This window comes from Parashewanella tropica, from assembly GCF_004358445.1.
GTDB lineage: Bacteria > Pseudomonadota > Gammaproteobacteria > Enterobacterales > Shewanellaceae > Parashewanella > Parashewanella tropica.
On the sequence record NZ_CP037951.1, the window covers coordinates 156,307 to 180,762 of the forward strand.

Annotated in this window: 20 protein-coding genes; 10 read left to right on the forward strand and 10 right to left on the reverse strand. The window is 43.9% G+C overall.

Going from position 1 to position 24,456, the window contains the following annotated elements:
- Nucleotides 1-7 precede the first annotated feature (7 nt).
- On the forward strand, nt 8-1,354 hold the full coding sequence (locus E2H97_RS00695; protein ID WP_133405339.1) for an ATP-binding protein: 1,347 nt from the start codon (nt 8-10) through the stop codon (nt 1,352-1,354).
- Between the two features lies 1 nt (nt 1,355).
- On the opposite strand, the gene E2H97_RS00700 is transcribed toward E2H97_RS00695, so the two are convergent.
- A complete protein-coding gene (locus E2H97_RS00700; protein WP_133405340.1) occupies nt 1,356-2,594 on the reverse strand; it encodes a cyclic di-GMP phosphodiesterase in 1,239 nt (412 codons plus the stop codon).
- 345 nt (nt 2,595-2,939) lie between these two features.
- Here E2H97_RS00700 and E2H97_RS00705 point away from each other — a divergent pair, with 345 nt between their 5' ends.
- Both E2H97_RS00705 and ppc read left to right on the forward strand, forming a co-directional pair.
- Nucleotides 2,940-3,413 carry a GNAT family N-acetyltransferase gene (locus tag E2H97_RS00705; protein ID WP_133405341.1) on the forward strand — a complete coding sequence of 158 codons (474 nt, stop codon included), beginning with the start codon at nt 2,940-2,942 and terminating at the stop codon, nt 3,411-3,413.
- 40 nt (nt 3,414-3,453) lie between these two features.
- Nucleotides 3,454-6,102: a phosphoenolpyruvate carboxylase gene (ppc, locus tag E2H97_RS00710; RefSeq protein WP_133405342.1), complete on the forward strand. Its 2,649-nt coding sequence runs from the start codon at nt 3,454-3,456 to the stop codon at nt 6,100-6,102.
- A gap of 24 nt (nt 6,103-6,126) precedes the next feature.
- On the opposite strand, the gene E2H97_RS00715 is transcribed toward ppc, so the two are convergent.
- From E2H97_RS00715 to E2H97_RS00725, 3 genes are all read right to left on the reverse strand, one after another.
- Nucleotides 6,127-7,554 carry a hypothetical protein gene (locus E2H97_RS00715; protein WP_133405343.1) on the reverse strand — a complete coding sequence of 476 codons (1,428 nt, stop codon included), beginning with the start codon at nt 7,552-7,554 and terminating at the stop codon, nt 6,127-6,129.
- Nucleotides 7,555-7,617: 63 nt separating this feature from the next.
- Complete coding sequence (locus E2H97_RS00720; protein ID WP_133405344.1) at nt 7,618-8,889, reverse strand: CinA family nicotinamide mononucleotide deamidase-related protein; 1,272 nt, start codon at nt 8,887-8,889, stop codon at nt 7,618-7,620.
- A 47-nt stretch (nt 8,890-8,936) separates the two neighbouring features.
- Nucleotides 8,937-10,013, reverse strand: a complete 1,077-nt coding sequence (locus tag E2H97_RS00725; protein ID WP_133405345.1) for a Kelch repeat-containing protein — start codon at nt 10,011-10,013, stop codon at nt 8,937-8,939.
- Nucleotides 10,014-10,463: 450 nt separating this feature from the next.
- Here E2H97_RS00725 and thrA point away from each other — a divergent pair, with 450 nt between their 5' ends.
- Genes thrA through thrC form a run of 3 tightly spaced genes read left to right on the forward strand, consistent with a single transcriptional unit; the run spans nt 10,464 to nt 15,177 of the window.
- Nucleotides 10,464-12,920 (forward strand): bifunctional aspartate kinase/homoserine dehydrogenase I, encoded by a 2,457-nt coding sequence (gene thrA / locus E2H97_RS00730; RefSeq protein WP_133405346.1) that lies wholly within the window; start codon nt 10,464-10,466, stop codon nt 12,918-12,920.
- Nucleotides 12,921-12,922: 2 nt separating this feature from the next.
- Nucleotides 12,923-13,894, forward strand: coding sequence for a homoserine kinase (thrB, locus tag E2H97_RS00735; protein WP_133408532.1), 972 nt, complete (start codon nt 12,923-12,925; stop codon nt 13,892-13,894).
- Nucleotides 13,891-15,177, forward strand: coding sequence for a threonine synthase (gene thrC / locus E2H97_RS00740; RefSeq protein ID WP_133405347.1), 1,287 nt, complete (start codon nt 13,891-13,893; stop codon nt 15,175-15,177). The genes thrB and thrC overlap by 4 nt, the downstream gene beginning before the upstream one ends.
- A gap of 190 nt (nt 15,178-15,367) precedes the next feature.
- On the opposite strand, the gene fis is transcribed toward thrC, so the two are convergent.
- The 5 genes from fis to trxA form a co-directional block, all read right to left on the reverse strand.
- The gene (gene fis, locus E2H97_RS00745; RefSeq protein ID WP_121839688.1) at nt 15,368-15,673 is read right to left on the reverse strand and encodes a DNA-binding transcriptional regulator Fis; all 306 of its coding nucleotides are present in this window, start codon (nt 15,671-15,673) and stop codon (nt 15,368-15,370) included.
- A gap of 44 nt (nt 15,674-15,717) precedes the next feature.
- Nucleotides 15,718-16,674 carry a tRNA dihydrouridine synthase DusB gene (dusB, locus tag E2H97_RS00750; protein WP_133405348.1) on the reverse strand — a complete coding sequence of 319 codons (957 nt, stop codon included), beginning with the start codon at nt 16,672-16,674 and terminating at the stop codon, nt 15,718-15,720.
- Between the two features lie 251 nt (nt 16,675-16,925).
- Complete coding sequence (gene prmA / locus E2H97_RS00755; protein WP_133405349.1) at nt 16,926-17,807, reverse strand: 50S ribosomal protein L11 methyltransferase; 882 nt, start codon at nt 17,805-17,807, stop codon at nt 16,926-16,928.
- A gap of 80 nt (nt 17,808-17,887) precedes the next feature.
- Nucleotides 17,888-19,153: a transcription termination factor Rho gene (rho, locus tag E2H97_RS00760; RefSeq protein ID WP_133405350.1), complete on the reverse strand. Its 1,266-nt coding sequence runs from the start codon at nt 19,151-19,153 to the stop codon at nt 17,888-17,890.
- A 240-nt stretch (nt 19,154-19,393) separates the two neighbouring features.
- Nucleotides 19,394-19,720: a thioredoxin TrxA gene (gene trxA, locus E2H97_RS00765; protein WP_133405351.1), complete on the reverse strand. Its 327-nt coding sequence runs from the start codon at nt 19,718-19,720 to the stop codon at nt 19,394-19,396.
- Nucleotides 19,721-20,001: 281 nt separating this feature from the next.
- Here trxA and rhlB point away from each other — a divergent pair, with 281 nt between their 5' ends.
- Nucleotides 20,002-21,312: an ATP-dependent RNA helicase RhlB gene (gene rhlB / locus E2H97_RS00770; RefSeq protein ID WP_133405352.1), complete on the forward strand. Its 1,311-nt coding sequence runs from the start codon at nt 20,002-20,004 to the stop codon at nt 21,310-21,312.
- Nucleotides 21,313-22,212 (forward strand): Ppx/GppA phosphatase family protein, encoded by a 900-nt coding sequence (locus E2H97_RS00775; RefSeq protein ID WP_133405353.1) that lies wholly within the window; start codon nt 21,313-21,315, stop codon nt 22,210-22,212.
- A gap of 3 nt (nt 22,213-22,215) precedes the next feature.
- On the opposite strand, the gene E2H97_RS00780 is transcribed toward E2H97_RS00775, so the two are convergent.
- Complete coding sequence (locus E2H97_RS00780) at nt 22,216-22,617, reverse strand: thioredoxin family protein (protein WP_133405354.1); 402 nt, start codon at nt 22,615-22,617, stop codon at nt 22,216-22,218.
- Nucleotides 22,618-22,711: 94 nt separating this feature from the next.
- Between E2H97_RS00780 and E2H97_RS00785 the strand changes: the two genes are divergently transcribed.
- The gene (locus tag E2H97_RS00785; RefSeq protein ID WP_133405355.1) at nt 22,712-23,983 is read left to right on the forward strand and encodes a mechanosensitive ion channel family protein; all 1,272 of its coding nucleotides are present in this window, start codon (nt 22,712-22,714) and stop codon (nt 23,981-23,983) included.
- Nucleotides 23,980-24,453 (forward strand): pantetheine-phosphate adenylyltransferase, encoded by a 474-nt coding sequence (coaD, locus tag E2H97_RS00790; RefSeq protein WP_133405356.1) that lies wholly within the window; start codon nt 23,980-23,982, stop codon nt 24,451-24,453. The genes E2H97_RS00785 and coaD overlap by 4 nt, the downstream gene beginning before the upstream one ends.
- Nucleotides 24,454-24,456 lie beyond the last annotated feature (3 nt).

Sequence of the window (24,456 nt, forward strand, 5' to 3'; positions counted from 1 at the left end):
AACGAACGTGGCAAATCGAATTTTCATCAAGCTATTGGTCGGTTTTTGGCTGTGCAGCTCGTTAACATTGGGAGCTGTCGCTTTATTACCATTAATTCAAAAAAAACACGATCAAGCACCGCTACCCACGAACCTTCAAAAAATCTTGGTGAAAGCGGGTAAAAGGCTACAGAACAACCCTAGCTTACTTAAGCCTGAAAACCTTCGACGTATATCTAAACTGAAGCGCTTCAATCCACGATTTGTGTTGTTCATCGCCAACGAGGAAGGACGCATACTCAATCGGCGTCACTTTTCCAAAGATTTACGGCGCTTTATCTTAATGGCCGATGATGCCCAAAAACCGATCCGCCATCAATTTCGAGAGCGGATCTTTTTTGGCCCTTATCAATTTAAGGTGCAAGATAAAACCTATTCACTCTATGGCAGTATGGAAAACCGCCATCCACGACCTTGGTTTTTTTGGTTTACCGAATATAAGTTGCTAACTTTATCGCTTGCTATTCTACTCTCAGGACTATTGTGTAGTGTGCTGGCTTGGCATTTAGGTCGTCCTCTCAAACAGCTAAAACGCAGTGCGGATAACCTTGCAAAAGGAGAGCTGAGTAGTCGAGTGGACAGCGCTACGTTAAATCGTAGTGACGAAATTGGGCAGTTAGCTCGTGCTTTTAACAGTATGGCGAATGCCATTGAGCAGATGGTGAATCAGCAGCAACGCTTGATTGGTGATGTGTCCCATGAGCTTCGTACCCCGCTCACTCGATTGCAATTAGCCTTGGCTGTTGCCCATAAAAAAGGGCAGCAAACCAAAGAAACCGAGCGTATTGGCTATGAAGCAGAGCAACTTGAAGCCTTGATCCAAGAGCTGTTAACCTTATCTCGCGTCAGTAACCAGACGATGCATCAAAAGCAGCGTTTATCATTGGGCCATTGTTTAGAGCAGGTGATTTCCGACGTCGAGTTTGAAGCAGAGCAACAGCAAAAACAATTTACCGTGGAGATTGACTCTGAGCTCAATATTGAAGTGGAGGCTACCTTACTCTGTCGCGCTGTTGAAAACATTTTACGAAATGCACTTCGTTATGCTGAAACGGCCATCAGTATTTGTTCAACACAAGATGAAGACACGCTATTGTTGATTATTGAGGATGATGGCTGTGGTATTGAACAATCGGAATTAGAGAATATTTTTAAGCCTTTTTATCGCCCTGATAGTGCAAGGGATCGCAACTCTGGTGGTTGTGGGTTGGGACTGGCGATCAGCCAAGCGGCGATTGCCGCACATCAAGGTCATATCACAGCTGAAAATATTCAGCCACACGGGTTACGGGTAACGATTTCATTACCTAACTAACCTAATAAAATGGATTTGGATCGACGTTTAGTGAGCTTGGTGAGACACCACGCTCAATGTGAAGGTCGTCTTGCTCAAGTAAGTCTATGTATTCGACCTCGACATAGCGTTTGTGTTCGGTCGAATAAAAACACTTAACCACAGGATGCAGTGTGTCTCTATCTTGAGAGTCCCACACAATGCCGACACGACCGTCCGACAGTTCCACCAATGAGCCTGTAGGATATACGCCAATACAACGGATAAATTGATACACCAGATCTTTATCAAGGTGGAACGGGGTGAGTTTTAATAAAATCTTGAAAGCGGCAGCAGGGCTCATGGCTTCTTTATAGCAACGAGTTGCAGTAAGCGCATCATAAATATCGGCAATACAACTCATGCGTCCATGGAGTGGTATTTCGTCACCTTTGAGTCCTTTGGGATAGCCATTGCCGTCGAGCTTTTCGTGGTGCATTAAGCACACGTCTTTGCTTATTTGAGATAATCCTGGCGTAGTGTCAATGATGTCGATGGCGTGATATTGATGCTGTTTAATAATGTCGTATTCTTCAGGGCTTAGTTTTCCCGGTTTATTTAATACCGCATCGTCCACATAAATTTTGCCAATATCATGCAGTAGTCCTCCGACAACCATTTCTTTGATGGTATTGGCAGGAAGCTTCATAAAATTTCCAAAGGTGACCAGCAAGAAAGCCACATTAATTGAATGTTCTAGCAAATAGGCGTCTTTGGTTCGCAAAGCGGCAACACACTTGAATGCGTCAATATCGGTCAGTGCGGTATGGATCATTTTATCCGCCATGACTTCAAATTCAGTAAGTTCAATGGCTTTACCTTCAAAGGTCTCAGCTAAGACTTTACGAACTAAGCCTTTGGCTTCACCTAATAAGGCTTTGGTTTTAGTGTGGTGTTGGGCTCGAAGTAGTTGTCGTTGTTTGGCGTTACGTGACTTGTACTCTAGCTGATCAGATTTGGCTTTAATGTCAGTTGATGTTTCAGTTTTAGACAGAGCGTTTGGTAAAAGGCCGCAGGCAGGATCAGAACGTTCAGCATTGACCCACACAAATTTGATTTTATGTTTTCGAAATTTTTCGATGATACTGAGATCTCGAATTTGACCAGCGTTACTGATATTTAAAGCGGTATCATGGTGATGTAATCGCTCAATGAACATACCTTGTTGAAGTCGGCTTATTGGAAGTTTGAGTAAATTATTAGGGGAAAGGGAGCCTGACATGAAAACATCCTACAACTGTTCAGATTTCGATTACATTCCTTGAAGGCCCTGAATAGTAGCATAAACGCCTAAAGGTATATTGAAAAAAATATACAAAATGTGAATGTAAATTCAGCAAATGACAACAGATGGTGAGGTTTTAATCATCAGGGGTGATTTTAAAATAAACATGTCATGGCCTTTGAATTTATTTCTTGCCGAACAATATCGTGCACTTGCAAATAATACTGATTGAAATCAAGCGGTAAGATTTTAAGAGTGTGTGCACATAAATTTCCTCTACTTTTTGTTTTTGATCGATTATTTGCTAACCTAAGTGGACTGACCAGTTAATATTGGAAACTTATGTACCAAATTACTCAAACTCAAACTGAGCAACTTACTCCTGAGCTACTAGAAGATATCATTGAGATCAGCCAGCAAATTTCTGAGCTAGACCGCGGTGTAACGGCCGAAAATATTCAGCAACGATTGCAGGGTAAATCGTATTTAATATCAATTACTTATATTGAAGGTGAGCCTGCTGGATTCAAAATTGGTTATGCCTTGTCTAATGAACAGTTCTACAGTTGGCTCGGTGGCGTGGCAAAAGATTACCGTAACCTTGGGGTTGCTCAGCAATTATTACGAGCACAAGAGCAGTGGGTGCAAACAAAAGGTTACAAGGTACTGAAAGTGAAAACCATGAATCAATTTAAAGGCATGCTCTGTATGTTGATCAATAACGACTATCAGTTAATTGAGATTGAGCCCCCTGTCACAGATGGTTTAACCTCTAAGATCAAGCTGGAAAAACACTTCGATTCTATGAATGGATAGGGTAAGGTAACTGACAAGTCTTAGTAAAAAGGAAGTCAGTATGGGAGTGTTATCTGTAGATAGTTATGCGCCATTGCGTGCTAATGTAAACCTGCTTGGACAGATTTTAGGTGAGACAATGTCGAACCATCTGGGGACAGGCTTTCTAGAGAAAGTTGAGCAAATCCGAGTATTGGCAAAAGATTCTCGCAATGGTGATGAAACCGCTCGCAGTAAAATGCTGGCCATCTTATCTGAACTCCCTGATGAAGAACTCGTTCCTTTTGTAAAGGCATTTAACCAGTTTCTTAACTTGGCCAACATTGCTGAACAATTTCATACCATCAGTCACGATTGTGATGAAAAAGTTTGTGCGCCTCAGCCGATTGATGATTTATTTGAACGGTTAAAATCGCAACCTGATGCTGAAAGGCAAATCCTCAATTGCCTAAATGAAACGTCCATTGATATTGTTCTTACTGCTCACCCTACAGAAATTTCCCGTCGAACCCTGATTAAAAAATACAATTCTATCATCCATTGTTTATCTGTATTAGATAGTGATCGCCTAGATGAGGATGAGCACCAAAAATACAGTCAACGGTTAAGAGAGCTTGTAAGCCAGATTTGGCACACTAATGAAATTCGTCAGCAGCGACCAACGCCAGTGGATGAAGCCACGTGGGGCTTATCCACTATGGAAGTCTCGTTGTGGCAAGCGGTGCCAGACTTTATGCGTCAGTTAAATGGGCAATTTCAAAAGCATTTCAATCGTCAACTTCCCAAGACCATCATGCCGCTTAAATTTTCATCGTGGATGGGAGGGGACCGAGATGGTAACCCCTTTGTGACGGCTGAAGTGACGCAAGAAGTCTTGTATCGCAACCGTCAACGGGCAGCATTACTTTATTTAAATGATCTTGATGAGCTGGTTTCAGAGCTCTCTATGGATGAAGCCAATGACACCCTCATTGAAGCGGTAGGCACAGACAGCGTGCCTTATCGAACCATGCTAAGGCAACTTCGTAAGCGCTTGAAGCGCACCATTAAAGCTCTAGATATCAAATTAGAAGACAAAGAAGCCGAATTACCGATTAAGAAACTGATTTGGCACACTCGAGATCTCGCCGCGCCTTTGACCATGATGTACGACAGTTTGGTTGAAAAGGGTATGACATTGATCGCCAATGGTAAGTTACTGGATACGCTGCGTCGCTTGTCGTGTTTTGGCGTGTATTTACTCAAGCTCGACATTCGCCAAGATTCTGGTCGTCATGCTGAAGTTTTCCAAGAACTGCTCAGTTATCTCGATCTTGGGGATTACAACAGCTGGACAGAAGAACAAAAACAAGCCTTTTTATTAGCCGAGCTGCAAAACAAACGACCGCTGATCCCGCAGCACTGGAAACCATCAGCCAATGTGCAGGAAGTATTGGATACAACCCGTGTTGTGGCTCAGCAATCACAGCAAGCAATGGGATCGTATGTGATTTCCATGGCGCGAGAACCGTCAGACGTACTGGCGGTGATTTTATTACTGAAAGAAGCGGGTTGCCAATGGGCGATGCCTGTCGTACCACTGTTTGAAACGCTTGATGACTTAAATCATGCCTCTGACAGTATCAATCAATTATTACAAGTCGATTGGTATCGCGAACACATCAATGGCTCGCAAGAAGTGATGATTGGCTATTCAGATTCTTCGAAAGATGCAGGGGTGATAGCGGCGTCTTGGGCCCAATATGAAGCCCAAGAGCAATTAGTTAAAGTGTGCAAACAGTGGGATATTAAACTGACGTTATTCCACGGTCGTGGCGGTACCATTGGTCGAGGTGGAGGCCCTGCTCACCAAGCGATTTTATCTCAACCACCGGGTTCTGTTGATGGCCGCATTCGAGTCACCGAACAAGGGGAGATGATCCGCTTTAAGTTTGGTTTGCCTAAGATGGCCTGTAAGAGTTTGGCTTTGTATACCTCAGCTGTTTTAGAAGCCTCTATTTTACCGCCTCCAGAGCCTCAACCTGAATGGCGAGAGGTCATGACGTTGATGTCGGAAACATCACTGCATGCCTATCGTAATGTGGTTCGTCATGATCCTCAGTTTGTGGAATATTTCCGTTATGCCACGCCTGAAGTTGAACTTGGGAAACTGCCTCTAGGCAGTCGTCCTGCGAAACGTCGTCAAGATGGTGGCATTGAAAGCTTAAGGGCGATCCCCTGGTCATTTGCGTGGTCACAAAATCGCTTAAATTTACCTGCTTGGTTAGGTGCAGGCGATGCCATCAAAGAAGTGGTAAAACAGGGCTATACCGATACGCTTCGAACGATGGTGAAGCAATGGCCATACTTTGATTCGAGACTCTCCATGCTGGAAATGGTGTATGCAAAATCCGAAACCAGCATCGCTAAATATTATGAGAAGGGCTTGGTGCCCGAGCAATTACATGGGTTCGGTCATCGGTTAAGTGATAAGTTACATTCAGGTAAAGAGACCTTATTACACCTCATAGAGTCTGATACCTTAATGGCCAGTACGCCTTGGAGTCGTGAATCGATTAATTTGCGAAACCCTTATCTCGACCCGTTGCATGCTTTACAGGTAGAGCTTTTAGCACGTACTCGTAAAGCGCCTGAAATGGATAAAGAGCAAGAGTTAGCATTAATGTTAACCATTGCAGGGGTTGCTGCTGGGATGCGTAATACTGGGTAAGCGTGATAGAAGCCAGCTGGAAATTTAATCCCAGCTGGTTTTTAGTGGGGTAAATCTGGGACCTCTTATGTAAGTCGACAGTGGGATGTCACCTACGTAAATAGGGTCAAATACTTCCAAATAGGGAGTAAAAAATGGCGCAAGGTCTTTTCTATCTGGACTTACATTTAGCATTGAGCCTAAATTCTCAATGATTGGTAGGTAAAAACTATTGAACTTGTGTTCATTGAATGTTTTTAGGTGTACTTTGAATAAGTATTCCAATGATGGGTATTCACTTTTTGGTTTTAGCTCTGCTTTTAAGCTCAGATATTCTTCATGCGAAAGAGTCAGTTCTGCCTTCTGACGATTGGCAAATTCAACATTTAATATCCAGTCATTGCCGTCAGGTCTAATACTGCGTATTATCACCGTTTGTTTGAAAGGAGAAATACCTAAACAATTTAAATTTTCACGGCCAGAGGCACTCTGTTCGACTTTACTACACCTATCTTTCAAGTATTTTTCAGGTGATAATAAAGGCTGTTCTGTGAGTACTAGCTCAAATTTCATCCGAGTGATTTCGAACACTACGCTACAATAATCTCGGCTCAACGCTTCTTTACTGTTATATTTCGGTACTTTTACGTTATGAAATGGTTTACCGTCACGACATAAGCTTAAAGTATAGGTTTCTACAGGATCGCGATCGGTGTATTCCAGCTTCAAACTATAGGCCTTGCGCTCACATTCGGGTATGTGTTGAACGAGTAAGGTAAATCTTACTAACAGTTGTTGAGTTGCAGAGGTATAGCTTTCTTCAGGTTTCACATACTCTGATGCTAATTGTTCAGACTCTAGTTTTTTGAGATCTTCTTTTTCAGCGTGACTGATAAAAACACTGTCTTCAACAAGAACGGGGTGGCCTGAGCCTTTGTCAACGCCAAGCACAGGTAAACTAACGTACTCATCAGCGTTGAGTTGACGTAAAGATTGGCTGCGAGTGATCGGCCTTGGTTTTGAGGATTGAAGCTTGCCTGACGCTAATGGTTCAGTTTCAATTTGATCGAGCGCTTGTTTTTCAGCTTCACTGATAAAAATACTGTCTTCAAGAACGACGTCTTTACCTATCTCTTCGTCAAAACTCACAATGGGTAGACTGACTTGCTCATCGGGGGTGAGTTGGCGTAAAGATTGACTACGAGTAAGTGGCCTTGCCATAGCATAGGTTTTACTAAAGATGTCTTTATAATATTTTGTTACAGCTTCAGTGAAACTTGTGTGAAATTGAGTAAGAAAGCGTTGTTTTTTTCCGTGATTAACGACGTTGTCTTTTAAGCAATCCCAAGGTGTCCCTAAAAAAGTGAGCTTGATGGGCTGATGACTTGCCGCGCTACCAGTAATATAAGCCTGCACTTGCTTAGCTGAAAGCATGTGACTGGTAGGGGCTTTACGGTAAACGGTCGAAATCATATTAGTCATTCCATCGCATTGATATCGTAACTTAAGTATAGATTTCGACTAATAGACCTGAGATTAGTTTCTGTTAATGTATGAAGGATAGTTAACAATAACCGACTGATTTTCTAATTTTCGGCGGAGCATATCGTAAGCAACAGCACTGGCTAATTGTCTAATTACGGTGCGTGATCGCTTAGGAAATTGCAATAATTGACTGTCGACACCGCCTTTGTATGCCAACGCAATCGCTACGGTTCCTACTGGCTTTTCATCGCTGCCGCCGTCCGGGCCTGCAATGCCGCTGGTGGCAAGAGCAAAATCTGAATCGAGTACTTGTCGAGCGCCAACTGCCATTTCTTCAGCTGTTTGGCGAGAAACTGCCCCGAATTGCTCAAGGGTTTCGGTTTTGACATTCAATAATTTTTGCTTCGCTTCGTTGCTGTAACTCACTACGGCATGTTGCAAGTATTGTGAGCTGCCAGCGAGCGCGATGAGCTGCTCGGCAATCATTCCACCTGTGCAAGACTCCGCCACTGCCAAGGTTTTATGTTTCTGTGTCAATTGTTGATGAATCGCTTGAGGTAAGTTAGGAATATTGGTAGTAACAATCAGATCTGTTAAACAAAGCTTAATTTGCTCGCATACTTTATCGAGTTGATTTATAGCGGTTTTGCCACGAGCGAATACCTTAATTTCAATGTAAGGTGCCGATGAGCGATAACCTAAGCTAATGCCTTCAGGTAACTCAATATTTTGAATTTGCTCCGCAAGCCAAGATTCTCCGGCACCAATGGTGAGCATTTTGGTGACTTTAGTAGGCTCAGAATTACCAAATTCTTGTTCGATAAACGGCAGTAACTGGTCTTTGACCATAACTTTTAGTTCAGAAGGCACGCCAGGTGTGAAAAACAGCCATGCACGATTGAGCTTCACTCTGAATCCACAAGCAGTACCGACGGGGTTATCCACCATTATGGCACTTTCTGGCAGCATGGCTTGTTTTAAATTATTAGCAGGCATAGGGCGATTATTTTTACTAAACCACGCTTCTAAGCGTTGTCGCCACTCAGTATTTTCAATCAGACTTTCACCTTTGGCTTGAGCCATCGCCTCAGCCGATAAATCATCACTTGTTGGACCTAAACCACCATTGACGATAATGACATCGGCATGATGACTGCGTTCGATAAAGGTGGAAGATAAATCTTCTAGTCGGTCTCCTACCGTGATCCGCTGTTGCATTTCAATGCCTTGATCCATTAGCTCATTGGCGACCCAAGCGGCGTTAGTATCGATAATTTGACCAGCTAACACTTCTTCACCTGTGCAGATCATTTCCAGTTTCATAGGTTTTCCTTGTGGTTTTGACACGGCTAAACCGATTTATACCTAAGTTAATAGAGCGGGTCGATAAAGACTTGATTGGTCACTTGCTGATCAGCTGTCATGCCACCGATACGAATAAGGTTTTGCTTGTAAAGTAATAACCCACGATGATCCATACTGGGCTGTTTTAGCCTGATAGGATCAAGCCATTGGTGTTTGGCTAAGTCAAAACGCAGCATCCATTGTGACGGTTCGCTAGGCTTGCTGTTGTAACCAATGCCGTTGTAGTTATAAGGATTGTCACTGCCGCCAATGAAGACGATTTGTCCTTGCTTACCTGACTGTGCGACACCTCTTGCTGCCATGCGATACAAGGCCGTTGGTTGCGGGTGATGAGGGAGTTTAAAATGAGGCAGATTCTGCCAATGTATGGTTAAGTGATCTTTAACGTCAATTTGCCCATAAACACACTCAGGCGATGGAGCAAAGGTGCGTTTCTTATCTGTAAATGTTTGGATTTTAACGCCGTCACACAACACTATCTTGCCATTTACCATGCCGACTGCTTGACCAAAGGTTGCAGGGATAGGTAGAGGGGTGGCCTGAGCCCAAGAATCGCTCTTGATATCATAGACTTGTACTAAATTGACATTAGCCGTTTGATGCCAGCCGCTGAACAAATAGATATAACGGTCTTGATAGGTAAACCCAGAGGTGTCATCGACGGCAACAGGCATATCAGCAATACGGGTATAGCGACGAGTATTTATGTCAAACTGATAATTATCACGAGTGCTGATTTCGCTATGATCTTTACTGACAGTGTAACCGCCAAAAATATAGGCTTTATCTTTAATTCCGACAGCGGTTGCGGCAAGGCGTCCTGCTAATGCTTCAATATGCGGCACATCTGGAAGCGATTGCCATTTAGATTGTCCATCAAGTTTGAGTCCCCACGCTTTGGCGTGAACGTCTTGATAATCCTTGCCTTTAGCCAATCCCATAAAACTCAATAAGTAGCTGTTTTTGCCATCGGAAACCTGAGCCACAGCATTATTGGTTACGGCTTCAGGTAATTGAGGAAGTGGGGTAGCAAGAGTAGCAATTGGGAGCCCTACCAATAGGGAACATAGTAAACGATACATGTGATAAGTTTATTCAATCAATCGATGCAAAGAGGGTAACACAGGCATTACAGAGATATCCCATGTTTATTCGAACCTTACTTATTACATCAAAAGGTTAATGTTACAACGTGATGAAACTTGCGGCTGAGTTGAATAATAATTCATTTTGTTATTGACTTTAGAAACCTAAATGCGTACTAATAAATAAGCGGTGAAAAAGCCCGCATATTGAATGCCTTAACCAACAAAACAAGAGTTTGAACACTGTGAAACATAATGCCATTACCACAACCATGATTATTACCACCCGCACAACAAGCGGAGCGGGTTAGATTTGGCTGCATAACACAGAAGCAAACATCGAAACCCGTCACCATCCAAGGTACGGGTTTTTTTATATCTGCATTTTCAAGCAGCATGAGTATAAAGGACTATTCCAAAGGAATAGACAGACGGTAGGAAACAACAATGCGTATAGTTAAATTCGGTGGCTCATCATTGGCTGATCCTGATTGCTTTTATCGAGTCGGAGCCATTATTGAAAATACTTTCCAGCAAAGTGCGGTAGCCGTGGTGTTATCTGCCCCTGCTCAAGTGACCAATCATTTAGTGGCACTGACTCAAGCCACTGCCTCAGTGCAACAGGGCGCTGAACATCTTGCTCATGTGCAGATTATTTTCACTCGTCTGTTAGAAGGTTTAGCCGAAAAACGTGCTGGATTCGATGTGGCCATGCTCACGCAGCAATTAGAAGAAAGGCTTGAGCAACTGGGGCGTTTGCACAAAGGCATCGTGTTGTTGGGGCAGTGCCCGAATAATATTTATGCACAGATGGTCAGCCAAGGTGAGGCCTTGTCGGTAGCAATAATGCAAGCGTTATTGCAAAGTGGTGAGATGTCGGCAGTGGTACTTGAACCTAAGCAATATCTATTGGCTGAAGGATGTTATTGTGAAGCCATGGTGGATATTGAAGCCTCAAAATTAAAAATGGCGCAATCACCACTAGACTTGAGTGCGATTTCGTTACTCCCCGGATTTACCGCGGCTAACGCCCAAGGGGAAACCGTTGTTTTAGGACGCAATGGCTCTGATTATTCAGCGGCCGTTTTGGCAGCTTGTGTCGATGCTAAATGTTGTGAGATCTGGACAGATGTCGATGGCGTCTATAATTGTGACCCACGAGTGGTACCGGATGCTCAATTGCTTAAGCGCTTGTCTTACGCTGAAGCCATGGAATTATCTTACTTTGGTGCCGCGGTGTTACATCCAAAAACCATCTCTCCGATCGCTCAATATCATATCCCTTGCTTGATCAAAAACACCTTTAATCCTCAGGCTGAAGGCACGCTTGTTGGCCCTGAAAGTTGTGATGAGCAAGCGATAAAAGGGATTTCAAGTTTAGCCAATTTAACCATGGTGAATGTCTCTGGCCCGGGAATGAAAGGCATGGTTGGCATGGCGTCCCGTGTATTTTCCACCCTTTCTCGTGGTGGGATTTCCATTGTGCTGATCACCCAATCTTCATCGGAATACAGCATCAGCTTTTGTATTTCCAGTGATGATTTGAATGCCGCGAACCGATTGCTGAATCAGGAATTTGAATTGGAATTGGCCAATCACTTATTGGAGACTATTGATTATCAGTCTGATCTTGCGATTGTGTCTGTTGTCGGCGATGGCATGCGAACCGCTAAAGGCGTAGCCGCACGTATGTTCCACTCACTGGCTGAAGCCAACATTAATATTGTCGCGATTGCACAAGGTTCATCAGAGCGTTCGATTTCAGCCGTCGTCTCACAAGATAAAGCGAAAGAGGCGATAAGAGCCTGTCATCAAAACCTTTTTAACAGCCAGCAATTTTTAGATGTATTCGTACTGGGGCGTGGTGGTGTTGGCGGTGAACTACTGCAACAAATCGCACGTCAGCAATCGGTATTGACACAGCAGGGAACCGTCATTCGTGTAATTGGGATTGCAAGCCGTGACAAGATGCTATTGGATGCGGACGGCGTTGATTTGAACAACTGGCAAGATCAATTGACTCAGAGCCAGCAAAGTTTTTCATTGTCAGCACTGTCGAATCTGATCCAACAGCGTCATCGTATTAACCCTGTGATTGTGGATTGCACGGCTTCAGAAGCCATTTCGCGTCAGTATGTGGATTTTTTAGAAGCGGGCTTTCATGTGGTTACCGCCAATAAAAAGGCCAATACCGATAGCCAAGCCTATTATCGTCAACTTCGTTTAAGTGCTAATAAAAACCGTCGGAAATTTTTATACGACACCAATGTGGGCGCGGGCTTACCCGTCATTGAAAACTTACAAAACTTGTTATTTGCGGGGGACGACCTCAATCAATTTTCAGGCATCTTATCAGGCTCACTTTCCTATATTTGTGGCATGCTGGATGAGGGAATGAGTCTATCGCAAGCCACTTTAATTGCCCGTGATAAAGGCTTTACTGAACCCGATCCTCGCGATGACTTATCGGGTATGGATGTGGCAAGAAAGCTGCTGATTTTGGCAAGGGAGTGTGGCTTAGAGCTGGAACTTGACCAAATCAAAGTCCAGCCATTGTTACCCCCCGATTTTGATGATTCAGGTACGGTCGAAGAGTTTATCGCTCGATTACCAGAAGCCGATAGTTACTTCAGTCAGCTGCAATCCAAAGCGGCCGCTGAGGGCAAAGTGTTGAGATACATTGGACAAATCAACGACGGTCAATGTGAAGTTAAAGTCACTGCTGTAGATGCTGACGACCCTATGAATAAAATCAAAGACGGCGAGAATGCACTCGCTTTTTACACTCGCTATTACCAGCCGATTCCGCTAGTGCTAAGAGGTTATGGTGCAGGCGGTGCCGTCACGGCCGCAGGCGTGTTTGCTGATATTTTAAGATGTTTGCCATGGAAGCGAGAAGTATAACGATGGATGAAATGAACATGGATTCAGTGTTGGTCTATGCCCCAGCCTCTATTGGTAATGTGAGTGTTGGCTTTGATGTTTTGGGTGCGGCTGTAACACCGATTGACGGCTCGCTGTTGGGGGATCGCGTTCAAGTGGCGGCGGCTGACACGTTTCGCTTTGATGTTGGTGGGCGATTTGTTGATAAGCTGCCATCAAACCCTGACGATAATATTGTTTATCACAGTTATCTCCGCTTTGCTCAGGCACTCGACAGCAAAGGAGTCGAGCTTAAAACAGTGTCTATGACGCTTGAGAAAAATATGCCCATCGGTTCAGGTTTAGGTTCCTCAGCTTGTTCTATTGTGGCGGCGCTGGTGGCGCTGAATGACTTTCATGGAAACCCGTTTTCTGACAGTGAATTGCTGGAATTAATGGGAGAAATGGAAGGCAGAATTTCAGGCTCTGTACATTACGATAACGTGGCTCCTTGCTTTCTTGGTGGCCTGCAATTAATGCCAGATCGCAGTGGCATCATCAGCCAAAGCATTCCCTGCTTTGATGATTGGTATTGGGTGATGGCTTACCCCGGTATTGAAGTCTCAACAGCTAAAGCTCGCGCTATTTTACCTGCACAATATCGCAAACAAGATGTGATCGCACACGGGCGTAATCTCGCCAGTTTTATCCATGCCTGTTACAGCCAGCAACCTAAATTGGCTGCAGACTGTATTGAAGATGTGGTGGCTGAGCCATATCGAGCCCGTATCATTAATGGCTTTCGTCAAGCTCGGCAGGGCGCGATGGATGCAGGCGCGATTGCCGCAGGCATTTCTGGCTCTGGTCCAACGTTATTTGCTATTGCTCAAAGCCTAGACGATGCCAAGCGTATTCAGCATTGGCTTGAGCAACACTATTTACAGAATGAACACGGTTTTTGCCATATCTGCCGCTTAGATCCACAAGGGGCGCGTCAAACAGGACAGCAATTATGAAGCTTTATAACTTAAAAGATCCCCAAGAGCAGGTGAGCTTTAAGCAGGCGGTACGCCAAGGGCTTGGTCGTGAACAAGGTTTGTTTTTCCCGTCATCTTTACCGCATTTTGATGATATGGATGCCCTGTTGGATATGGATTTTAATCAGCGCAGCAGCAAAATTTTATCCGCTGTAATAGGTGATGAGTTTTCAAAAGAGCAAGTGAGTCAGCTGGTGGAGCAAGCGTTTCAGTTTAACGCCCCATTAGTCAACGTGGCTGAAAACATTTCTGCATTAGAGCTTTTTCATGGTCCAACACTGGCGTTTAAAGATTTTGGTGGCCGTTTTATGGCGCAATGCTTGGCGGCCATTCGAGGTGAGGAGCAAATTACTATCCTAACCGCCACTTCAGGTGATACAGGTGCCGCCGTTGCTCATGCGTTTTATGGGCTGGAAAACATCAACGTCGTTATCCTCTATCCCAAAGGTAAAATCAGTAGCCTGCAAGAAAAGCTGTTTTGTACTCTTGGTGGGAATATTCACACGCTGGCTGTCGATGGTACCTTTGATGACTGCCAAGCTTTAGTAAAGCAATCGTTTGATGATTCTGAGCTCAGAAAGAAATTCGGACTTAACAGTGCCAACTCCATCAATATCAGCCGTCTACTGGCGCAAACCTGTTATTACTTTGAAGCGTTGGCTCAATTACCTAAAGAGCAACGTCAGCACGCGGTGATTTCAGTGCCTTCGGGTAACTTTGGAAATCTTACCGCTGGGCTGCTGGCAAAAGCCATGGGCTTACCAGTTAAACGTTTTATTGCGGCGACCAATGAAAATGATACTGTGCCGAGATATTTAGAGTCAGGACAGTGGTCACCCAATGCAACAGTGCCCACCTTGTCGAATGCAATGGATGTGAGTCAGCCCAATAATTGGCCAAGAGTGGAAGCGCTGATCAAAAAGTATGATTGGTCATTGGCCGATATTGGTCATGGGCGTTTAACCGATGAAGAGGTGAAACAAAGCCTGACTCGATTATGGCAACAAGATTACTTATGTGAACCTCATGGTGCGATTGCCTATCAAGTACTTGAAGAGCAGTTACAAGCTGATGAAATTGGGATCTTTTTGTGTACTGCTCACCCTGCAAAGTTTAAAGACAGCGTTGATGAGATTTTAGAGATGGATATTCCACTGCCTAAGCCATTGGCGAAACATGCTGAGTTGCCATTGTTATCACATGATATCAGTGCTAATCACGCTGAATTGGTGGAGAAAATGCAGCTGTTACTGGAAATTTGATCTCTTCATCAATTAAGTTGAGGCAAATATCATGGTTATTCGCCTCAACTTTTGAGTCGAATAATGCCATTTAGTGGACTCTGGAAAGGTTAGAAATATTTTGAGGGTACATATTGGGGGCATAGCATCAAAAAAGGCTTAACCTATTACGGTTAAGCCTTTTTAATATCAGTATATTACTGAGTGATTCTTAGTTCATGCCGTACTTTTTAAGCTTCTTGCGAAGGGTACCACGGTTGATACCTAGCATGTTTGCTGCGCGAGTTTGGTTACCGCGAGTGTGTTGCATAATGATGTCTAGTAGTGGCGCTTCCACTTCACATAACACCATTTCATAAACTTCTTCTGCATCCTGACCGTCTAACTGTTGAAAGAAGTTAGATACAGCGCGTTTTACTGCGTCGCGAAGTAGTTGTGGCTTGATTGCGCCGCTCGCTGTTTCGATTTTGCCTACGGTTAGTGGGTGAACTTCTGTGTTAGTTGTCTGATCAAACATTCGTATTCTGCTCTTAATCTAAATCTGTACTAGGGGGTTAACCCTTAATCTCTAAAATAGCATTCCACCATGGAATACTGCTGCTCAGCGTCTTCAAGCTTGTTAAATTGAGCTCGAAATTCACGCTGTGAATCTTGGTCGAAATACCAGCCTATGTGCTTACGAGCAAAGCGTACGCCTTTATACTCGCCATACAATTCATAGAGCTTGTTGAGGTGCTCAAGCATGACTTGACGCTTTTCAGTGTCACTGACGGGAGCCAAATGTTCCCCAGTTTGTAAGTAATGCTCAATCTCTCTAAATATCCAAGGTCGTCCTTGTGCGCCTCGACCAATCATAATGGCATCAGCACCGGTCTTTTCCAGTACAAAGCGTGCCTTTTCAGGCGTCGTAATGTCACCGTTTGCCACCACCGGAATGGATACCGATTGTTTAATGTGAGCAATGGTGTCGTACTCCGCTTCGCCTTTGTACATGCATTGTCGCGTTCGGCCATGAACGGCGAGGGATGCAATACCACAGGCTTCTGCTATTTGGGCGATGTGAACCCCATTTTTATGTTCAGGATCCCATCCTGTGCGAATCTTCAGCGTTACAGGTACGTCAACCGCCTCAACCACAGCTGATACGATTTTTTTTACCAAGGCTGGATCTTGCATTAATGCCGAGCCAGCGAGCTTCTTATTCACTTTTTTTGCAGGACAACCCATATTGATGTCAATGATGTGAGCGCCTTGTTCAACATTGAACTGGGCGGCTTGCGCCATTAACTCTGGATCGGCTCCTGCAATCTGCACAGATCGAATGCCTTCTTCCCCTGAGTGCGCCATGCGATTTTTGCTCTTTTCAGAATCCCAGACCTTGGGATTTGAAGACAGCATTTCCGATACGGCAAGTGCCGCACCATGACGTAGACACAGGTTGCGAAAGGCTTGATCGGTGACGCCTGCCATTGGCGCCACGATCAGCTGATTTTTCAGTTGATAGGGTCCAATTCTCATGCGTACTATCACCTTGTGCGTCAAAGGGGCGCTATATTAGCCCTTTTTGCACGGCTTGAAAAGGTCAATAAATAACCTAGACGCAAGTTTTTTACTTGACATTGTATTGATGTGATACCTGTAACACAGTTAGTGAAACATGATTTTTACATTTTAAGTGAAAATACACCCTAAACTGCATATTTATCATCAAAAGATGAGATTGGCATAAGCTCACAGCCTTTGTTTCACTTATGCCAATAAGTGATAATTTATTTGCGAATGCCTGTTAACCGGCTCCAATCTTCTTTATGGGCAGGTTCATCCATCTCAAACCATTGGCTGTAATGCTCAGCCAGTTCGATGGCTTGCTCTTTAAGTAAACCTGACAATGCCAGTTTTCCACCTTGTTTGACATGGCTGGCAATTTGCGGTGCCAATTCACGCAAAGGACCTGCAAGAATATTCGCTACTAATACATCGGCTTTTAAATCAGCTGGGGTTTGCTCAGGTAAGTACAGAGATAACTGCTCAGCACAATCGTTACGCTCAGCGTTGGCTTTTGAAGCTTCAATGGCTTGATAGTCGATATCAATCCCTGTTACAGCTTTAGCACCAAGTTTAAGCGCCGCTACGGCTAAAATCCCTGAACCACAACCAAAATCGATAACATCCGATTGTGCTAAGTCTAAACCGTCTAACCATTCCAAACACAATGCTGTGGTAGGGTGAGTGCCCGTGCCAAAAGCTAAACCGGGATCGAGAATGACGTTGATGGCATCAGGATCAGGGATGTCACGCCAGCTTGGGCAGATCCAAAGGCGCTTGCCAAATTGAATCGGATGGAAGTTATCCATCCATTCGCGAACCCAGTCTTTATCTTCGATTTGCTCAATTTTGTAATTCAGCTTACCGTTGAATTCGGGCATCGCCTGCATTTCAGTAACGATAGGATTGAGATCCCAATCGGCTTCAAATAAAGCGATAACAATAGTGTCGTTCCACAATGGGGTTTCACCGAGTTTAGGTTCGAAGATCGGTTGATCTTGCCCGTCTTCTAAGGTGATGGATAGAGAGCCTTGCTCCATTAACCAATCACCGAGGGTTTCTGCGTGTTCTTTGTCGGAATGAAAGCGTAATTGTATCCAAGCCATAATGATATTCCGTAGATAATAAGGTATGAAATAAAAAGCCAGTCACAATATGACTGGCTTTATTGACCGATAAAGGTCTATTAAGACTTCGCGCGCTTCATGGCTTCGAAGAACTCATCATTGGTTTTGGTCATAGCCAATTTGTCGATGAGGAATTCCATGGCGCTGACTTCGTCCATTGGGTTGAGGATCTTACGAAGGATCCACATTTTTTGAAGCTCTTCTGCCGTGGTCAGTTTCTCTTCACGACGAGTACCAGAGCGGTTAAAGTCAATCGCAGGGAAGACACGTTTTTCAGCGGCTTTACGAGAAAGGTGCAGTTCTTGGTTACCAGTACCTTTAAATTCTTCGTAAATGACTTCATCCATCTTAGAGCCAGTATCAACCAGCGCAGTAGCGATAATGGTTAAGCTACCGCCTTGTTCGATATTACGTGCCGCACCAAAGAAACGCTTTGGACGGTGTAGAGCGTGTGCATCAACACCACCGGTTAGTACTTTACCTGATGATGGGATCACAGTGTTGTACGCACGAGCTAGACGTGTAATCGAGTCAAGCAGAATTACTACATCTTTTTTGTGTTCAACCAAACGCTTGGCTTTTTCAATCACCATTTCAGCCACTTGAACGTGACGGCTGGCTGGCTCATCAAAGGTCGATGCAATCACTTCGCCTTTAACTAGGCGCTTCATCTCGGTCACTTCTTCAGGACGTTCGTCAATCAGTAGTACCATCAACACCACTTCTGGGTTGTTGTTGGTGATCGACTGGGCGATGTTTTGAAGAAGAAGGGTTTTACCGGCTTTCGGTGGTGCTACAATCAGACCACGCTGACCTTTACCGATTGGAGAACATAAATCCAGAATACGAGCGGTAATGTCTTCAGTTGAACCGTTACCACGTTCCATGCGGATACGCTCTTCAGCGTGCAGTGGTGTTAGGTTTTCAAACAAGATTTTGTTGCGAGAATTTTCAGGGCGGTCGAAGTTAACTTCATTAACTTTTAAGAGTGCAAAGTAACGTTCACCTTCTTTTGGTGGACGAATTTTACCTGAAAGGGTATCACCCGTACGCATGTTAAAACGGCGGATCTGACTAGGAGAGACATAGATGTCGTCAGGACCAGCAAGGTAAGAACCACCTGCGCTACGCAGGAAACCAAAGCCGTCTTGTAAAATTTCTAGAACGCCGCCACCGAAAATGTCTTCACCACTTTTGGCGTGGGCTTTTAAGATAGAGAAAATGATGTCTTGCTTGCGCGCGCGCGCCATGTTCTCAAGGTTCATGCTCTCAGCCAGTTCAACCAGCTTCGATATGGGCATTTCTTTAAGTTCTGATAAATTCATGTTGGGGATCTTGTATTACGCAACAAACGGCTGAAAGGTTCTCAGGCGTCGTGGTTAAGGATTATGAGTTATGTCTAGAAGGTAGATTTTAGAATGTTTTATGACTAACAAATTAGCACTAACTTGGGCGAACGTCCAGAAATATAGCAAACTATATGAAAATTATTTCGGCAAGGCTGTTAAGGAGCGTTCACAATTCAATATTTGAGTGAAGCGCTCCTGATAAGCTCAGAGGTGAGCTTATAGTTGTGCGTCAATGAACTCTTTAAGTTGAGTTTTTGAAACTGCACCTACTTTAGTTGCCGCTACTTCACCGTTTTTAAACAGTAATAAAGTAGGGATACCACGAACACCGTATTTTGCTGGCGAAATGTTGTTTTGGTCTACGTTTAGTTTTGCAATGGTCACTTGACCGTCGTATTCCTCAGCGATGTCATCAAGGATTGGGGCAATCATTTTACAAGGACCACACCACTCTGCCCAAAAGTCGACTAGGACAGGTTTATCTGAATTTAATACGTCCGCTTCAAAGGCGTCATCGCTTAGGTATACAATTTTATCGCTCATGATGTTCTCCAGTTAGGTTGCCATTTCTGGTTTGTTAATGGCTTAACCTGTATATTGGGACTCAGTTTGAAAGATTCAAGCCTGAGTCGTATATAAATCAACCATACTCGATGGTTTATTTACCTGACAATGACCTGATTAATTAATCATCATGTTATCATTGCCAAGTTACGTCTTCCTATTGTTGAGGATAAGACCGAAAAACCGATGGCGATATTACAAACCATCACGAATTTTGTTGCAACCCATAAGTTGCAACCCATAACTGGTATGCCGACGCTATGAGCGAAACACATTTATCAAATCAGAAGTTTGCCGATTTACCTCTACAGCCACAAGTGCTGTCGGCATTGAAAGAGAACGGATTCGAATACTGCACGCCGATTCAGGCGTTATCGTTGCCAGTGCTATTAGAAGGCAAAGACATTGCAGGACAAGCCCAAACGGGTACGGGTAAAACCATGGCGTTTTTGGTGGCGACCTTTAACCATTTATTAGCAACGCCATCATCTAATACTCGTCAGCTAAACCAGCCTCGTGCCATCATTATGGCGCCAACCCGTGAGTTAGCCATTCAAATCGCCAAAGATGCCAAGCATTTATCGAAGCACACCAAATTAAAAGTGGGCATTGTTTACGGCGGTGAAAGCTACGAAACCCAAATGAAGGTGCTGGAAAAAGGGGTCGACATTCTTATCGGCACCACAGGACGCATCATCGACTATGTGCGTCAAGGTGTTGTGAGTCTGAGTGCGATCCAAGCCGTGGTACTCGATGAAGCGGATCGTATGTTCGATTTAGGCTTTATCAAAGACATTCGCTTTTTGTTCCGCCGTATGCCAGATGCTAAAGACCGTTTAAATATGCTGTTCTCAGCGACGCTTTCCATGAAAGTGCAAGAGTTGGCGTACGATCACATGAACGATCCGGTGAAAGTTGAAATTGCGCCTGATGAAAAAACCTCTAAAAATATCAAAGAAGAGCTGTTTTATCCTTCGGCAGAAGACAAAATACCACTGCTACTCTCGTTAATTGAAGAAGATTGGCCGGATAAAGCCATTGTGTTTGCGAACACCAAGCATGTGTGTGAAAAACTGTGGTCGTGGCTTGAGGGTGATGGTCATCGCGTGGGCTTGTTGACGGGTGATGTACCACAGAAGAAACGTCTTCGAATTTTAGATCAATTCACTAAAGGTCAGCTCGATATTTTAGTGGCCACCGATGTTGCCGCTCGTGGGCTGCATATTTCAGATGTGTCTCATGTATACAACTATGACCTGCCCGATGACTGTGAAGATTACGTACATCGTATCGGTCGTACAGGGCGTGCGGGTAAAAAAGGGGTATCAGCCAGCTTTGCATGTGAAGAATATGCGCTCAACCTACCTGCAATCGAAAGCTACATCGAACACTCTATTCCGGTGACTGGCTATGACCGTGAAGCGCTGTTGGATGATATTCCAAAGCCAGCGCCGATCCATCGTCGTCATACACCAAGAACCACAAGGGAACGTTCAGGAACTCGAACTTCAGGCAATCAAAACCGAAATTCACGTCCAAATCGTAACCCTAGACATCGTAGATCCAACTAGATGAGTCGACTGATCTCCGCCATCACCTTAGGTTCTAACAGTTTTAATATGTTGGTGGCCGAAGCGGTTGATGGTCATCCTGTGGTGATTGCTAAGTACAAGCAAAAAGTGCGTTTGGCGGATGGCATTGATGACAACGGTAATCTTGATGTTGATGCCTTTGAGCGCGGGTTAGGGTGTTTGGCGTATTTTGCTAAGCAAGTTCTACATCACCAACTCAGTAGCGATGATATAAAAATCATTGCTACTGCGACCTTAAGGCAGGTAGCCAATCGCCAGTCTTTTATTGATCAAGCGTTTAAACTTTTGCCAATTCCAATTGATGTGATCTCTGGTAACGAAGAGGCTGAATATATTTATCAAGGTATGTGGCATACCACCCAAGGTGATGACCGTCGTTTGGTGATTGATATTGGCGGAGCAAGTACCGAGTTTGTGGTGGGAGATAGTAATCATATTTTGTTTAAAGTGAGTAAGGCGATTGGCTGTGTTAGCATGAATCATCCTCATTTTTCACACTTTCCATATCGAAATACTGATTTTGATGCCGTAGAACAACGGGTTGCAGAGCAACTGGGAGACAGTCTGACTCAGCTTAAAGCTTTTGGCTGCACAAAAGCCGTCGGCGCTTCTGGAACGTTACAAACCTTGATTGAACTGCTTAAGCATAGAGAACAAGATCAGACTATTACCTTTGAGTTTTTACAAAGCATTAAAGCAGAGATCCTTAATGAATCATGCCATCAGCTGAGTAATATTGAAGGCTTGTCTCAAGAAAGAGCACCGACACTCGCCGCCGGGGTCGCAATTATGCTGGCGCTCTTTAAGCTATTGGATCTCAACGCGGTCAATTTATCCGGTGGTGCTTTGCGTGAAGGTGTGCTGTATTCACTGATCTAATGCTCATTGAGTCAAAATAGCCACTAAATCCTTTTCTAAAGATTGTTGTGGCTGTTCAATAATACGTCCCAACTCTTGTGTTCCATCTTGCACAATGACGGTTGGAATACGTTCAAAGTCAAACTGAGCGCTGATGTTATCAGGATCGGTTTTTTGTTTATCCACACCAATATATTCCACAGTTACCTGCTTACCGTTAATCGCGTCAATGACTTTAGCAAGGCGTGGCACTTCACGATGGCAATCTGGGCACCAAGTGCCAATGATCACTGAGATGGTAATTTCTTTGTTGAAATTTAAAACAGGGGTTAGACTGTCAACATCAACCTGATAATCAGCATCGTAATCAGGATAATTCTTTAGGTGCGCTAATAATTCAGGTAAAGCAAGTTGACCCAATAACATAATATATTCTCCATAAACCTGATTGGTGATGCGGCTATTTTTGCCAAAGATCCCATGATTGTTTAGATGTTTGATTCAAATAGAGGGATGCGTAATGGAAAAAGATTTTCCTATCGATGTCAATGCCTGGTTACTACAACATGGGTTTAGTACAGGCTTAGCTGAAGCGTTGACGGCTATGATCATGCTTATTATTGCCATCGTATTGGTATGGCTGCTGTACTTAGTGGTCAAAAGTGTAATTTTGCGTTTCATTCATGCCCTTATTCACCGTACAAAAGCCCAATGGGATGATTTACTTATCAAGCATAAAGTGTTTGATAAAGCGGTAATGGTGTTGCCGATTTTAGTGTTGTCTGAGCAGATGACCTACATTTTATCTGAGCACCAGACACTGGCGACTGGCGTGCAGCGAATATTAAGTGCATTTTCTGTGGTGTTTATTATTCGTGCTATTTATGCGGCTTTGGATGTGGGTGAAACCCTCTTTGAACGTTCTTCAGTGAGTCGACGGATACCATCAAAAAGCTTTGTACAGTTAACAAAGTTGTTTCTTTTCCTTATCGGCGCCGTACTGGCGATAGCGGCCATCATTAATGAATCCCCTCTCTACTTTCTTAGTGGTTTAGGTGTCGCCACTGGTTTACTCGCCATTGTGTTTAAAGACACTATTTTAGGTTTTGTCGCGGGGGTGCAATTGGCCGCTAATCGAATGGTGAGCGTGGGTGATTGGATCCAAATGGACAAATATGGCGCAGATGGTGAAGTCATTGAAGTCTCATTGACTACGGTTAAGGTTCAAAATTGGGACAAAACCTTTTCGATGATCCCCGCTTATGCTCTAGTTTCGGATGCTTTTAAGAACTGGCAAGGCATGTCTGAATCAGGAGGGCGCAGGATAAAACGTGCGGTATACATTGATTTAGCCAGTGTTCGCTTTTTAACGGATGATGATAAACGTGAGTTATTGCGGGTCAATCACTTAAAAGATTACATTCCACGCATCGAATCTGAGCTGGCAAAAACTAATGCGGGTATTGTGGATTTTGAAAAAAGCGTTAATGGTCGCCGTTTGACCAATGTGGGTACTTTCAGAGCTTATTTGAAAGCCTATTTGCATGATCATCAAAAAATTCATAAAGATATGACGTTACTAGTACGGCAGCTTGATCCAACTTCGCAGGGCTTGCCCATCGAAATTTATGTGTTTACCAATGACACGAATTGGAATGCCTACGAGGACATTCAATCGGATATTTTTGATCATATTTTTGCTATTCTGCCCGAATTCGATTTAAGAGCGTTCCAATCACCATCAGGTGAAGATGTACGTCAAACTCATTTAATTCTCAAGGAAACCTCGTGAACATAGCCATTTATCCTGGAACCTTCGATCCCGTTACCAACGGTCACTTAGACTTAATTGCTCGTGGTAGTCAGTTGTTCGATAAAGTGCTTATCGGCGTAGCCAACAGTTCATCAAAGCAGCCGATGTTTGATTTAGAAGAACGTGTGGCCTTGGTTAAAAAAGTGACTGCACAATTTGGCAACGTCGACGTTCAAGGCTTTAGTGGTTTGTTGGTGGATTTTGCCAAACAGCATGGTGCCAATGTATTACTACGAGGTGTTAGAACCACGATTGATTTTGAGTATGAATTGACGCTTGCCAATATGAACCGAGCCTTAAACCCAACCTTGGAAAGCGTATTACTGATGCCAAAATCTGAAAATAGCTTTATTTCATCAACACTGGTTAAAGATGTGGTCAGGCATGGTGGCGATATCAGTGCTTTTACTCATCCTGAAGTAGTAAAGGCGGTGAAAGCGAAGCTGTAAACT

Excerpts from the sequence above, each read along its gene's own strand:
- E2H97_RS00700 (WP_133405340.1), bottom strand. The coding sequence starts at position 2,594 with ATGTCAGGCTCCCTTTCCCCTAATAATTTACTCAAACTTCCAATAAGC.
- E2H97_RS00705 (WP_133405341.1), top strand. The coding sequence starts at position 2,940 with ATGTACCAAATTACTCAAACTCAAACTGAGCAACTTACTCCTGAGCTA.
- ppc (WP_133405342.1), top strand. The coding sequence starts at position 3,454 with ATGGGAGTGTTATCTGTAGATAGTTATGCGCCATTGCGTGCTAATGTA.
- E2H97_RS00715 (WP_133405343.1), bottom strand. The coding sequence starts at position 7,554 with ATGATTTCGACCGTTTACCGTAAAGCCCCTACCAGTCACATGCTTTCA.
- E2H97_RS00720 (WP_133405344.1), bottom strand. The coding sequence starts at position 8,889 with ATGAAACTGGAAATGATCTGCACAGGTGAAGAAGTGTTAGCTGGTCAA.
- E2H97_RS00725 (WP_133405345.1), bottom strand. The coding sequence starts at position 10,013 with ATGTATCGTTTACTATGTTCCCTATTGGTAGGGCTCCCAATTGCTACT.
- thrA (WP_133405346.1), top strand. The coding sequence starts at position 10,464 with ATGCGTATAGTTAAATTCGGTGGCTCATCATTGGCTGATCCTGATTGC.
- thrB (WP_133408532.1), top strand. The coding sequence starts at position 12,923 with ATGGATGAAATGAACATGGATTCAGTGTTGGTCTATGCCCCAGCCTCT.
- thrC (WP_133405347.1), top strand. The coding sequence starts at position 13,891 with ATGAAGCTTTATAACTTAAAAGATCCCCAAGAGCAGGTGAGCTTTAAG.
- fis (WP_121839688.1), bottom strand. The coding sequence starts at position 15,673 with ATGTTTGATCAGACAACTAACACAGAAGTTCACCCACTAACCGTAGGC.
- dusB (WP_133405348.1), bottom strand. The coding sequence starts at position 16,674 with ATGAGAATTGGACCCTATCAACTGAAAAATCAGCTGATCGTGGCGCCA.
- prmA (WP_133405349.1), bottom strand. The coding sequence starts at position 17,807 with ATGGCTTGGATACAATTACGCTTTCATTCCGACAAAGAACACGCAGAA.
- rho (WP_133405350.1), bottom strand. The coding sequence starts at position 19,153 with ATGAATTTATCAGAACTTAAAGAAATGCCCATATCGAAGCTGGTTGAA.
- trxA (WP_133405351.1), bottom strand. The coding sequence starts at position 19,720 with ATGAGCGATAAAATTGTATACCTAAGCGATGACGCCTTTGAAGCGGAC.
- rhlB (WP_133405352.1), top strand. The coding sequence starts at position 20,002 with ATGAGCGAAACACATTTATCAAATCAGAAGTTTGCCGATTTACCTCTA.
- E2H97_RS00775 (WP_133405353.1), top strand. The coding sequence starts at position 21,313 with ATGAGTCGACTGATCTCCGCCATCACCTTAGGTTCTAACAGTTTTAAT.
- E2H97_RS00780 (WP_133405354.1), bottom strand. The coding sequence starts at position 22,617 with ATGTTATTGGGTCAACTTGCTTTACCTGAATTATTAGCGCACCTAAAG.
- E2H97_RS00785 (WP_133405355.1), top strand. The coding sequence starts at position 22,712 with ATGGAAAAAGATTTTCCTATCGATGTCAATGCCTGGTTACTACAACAT.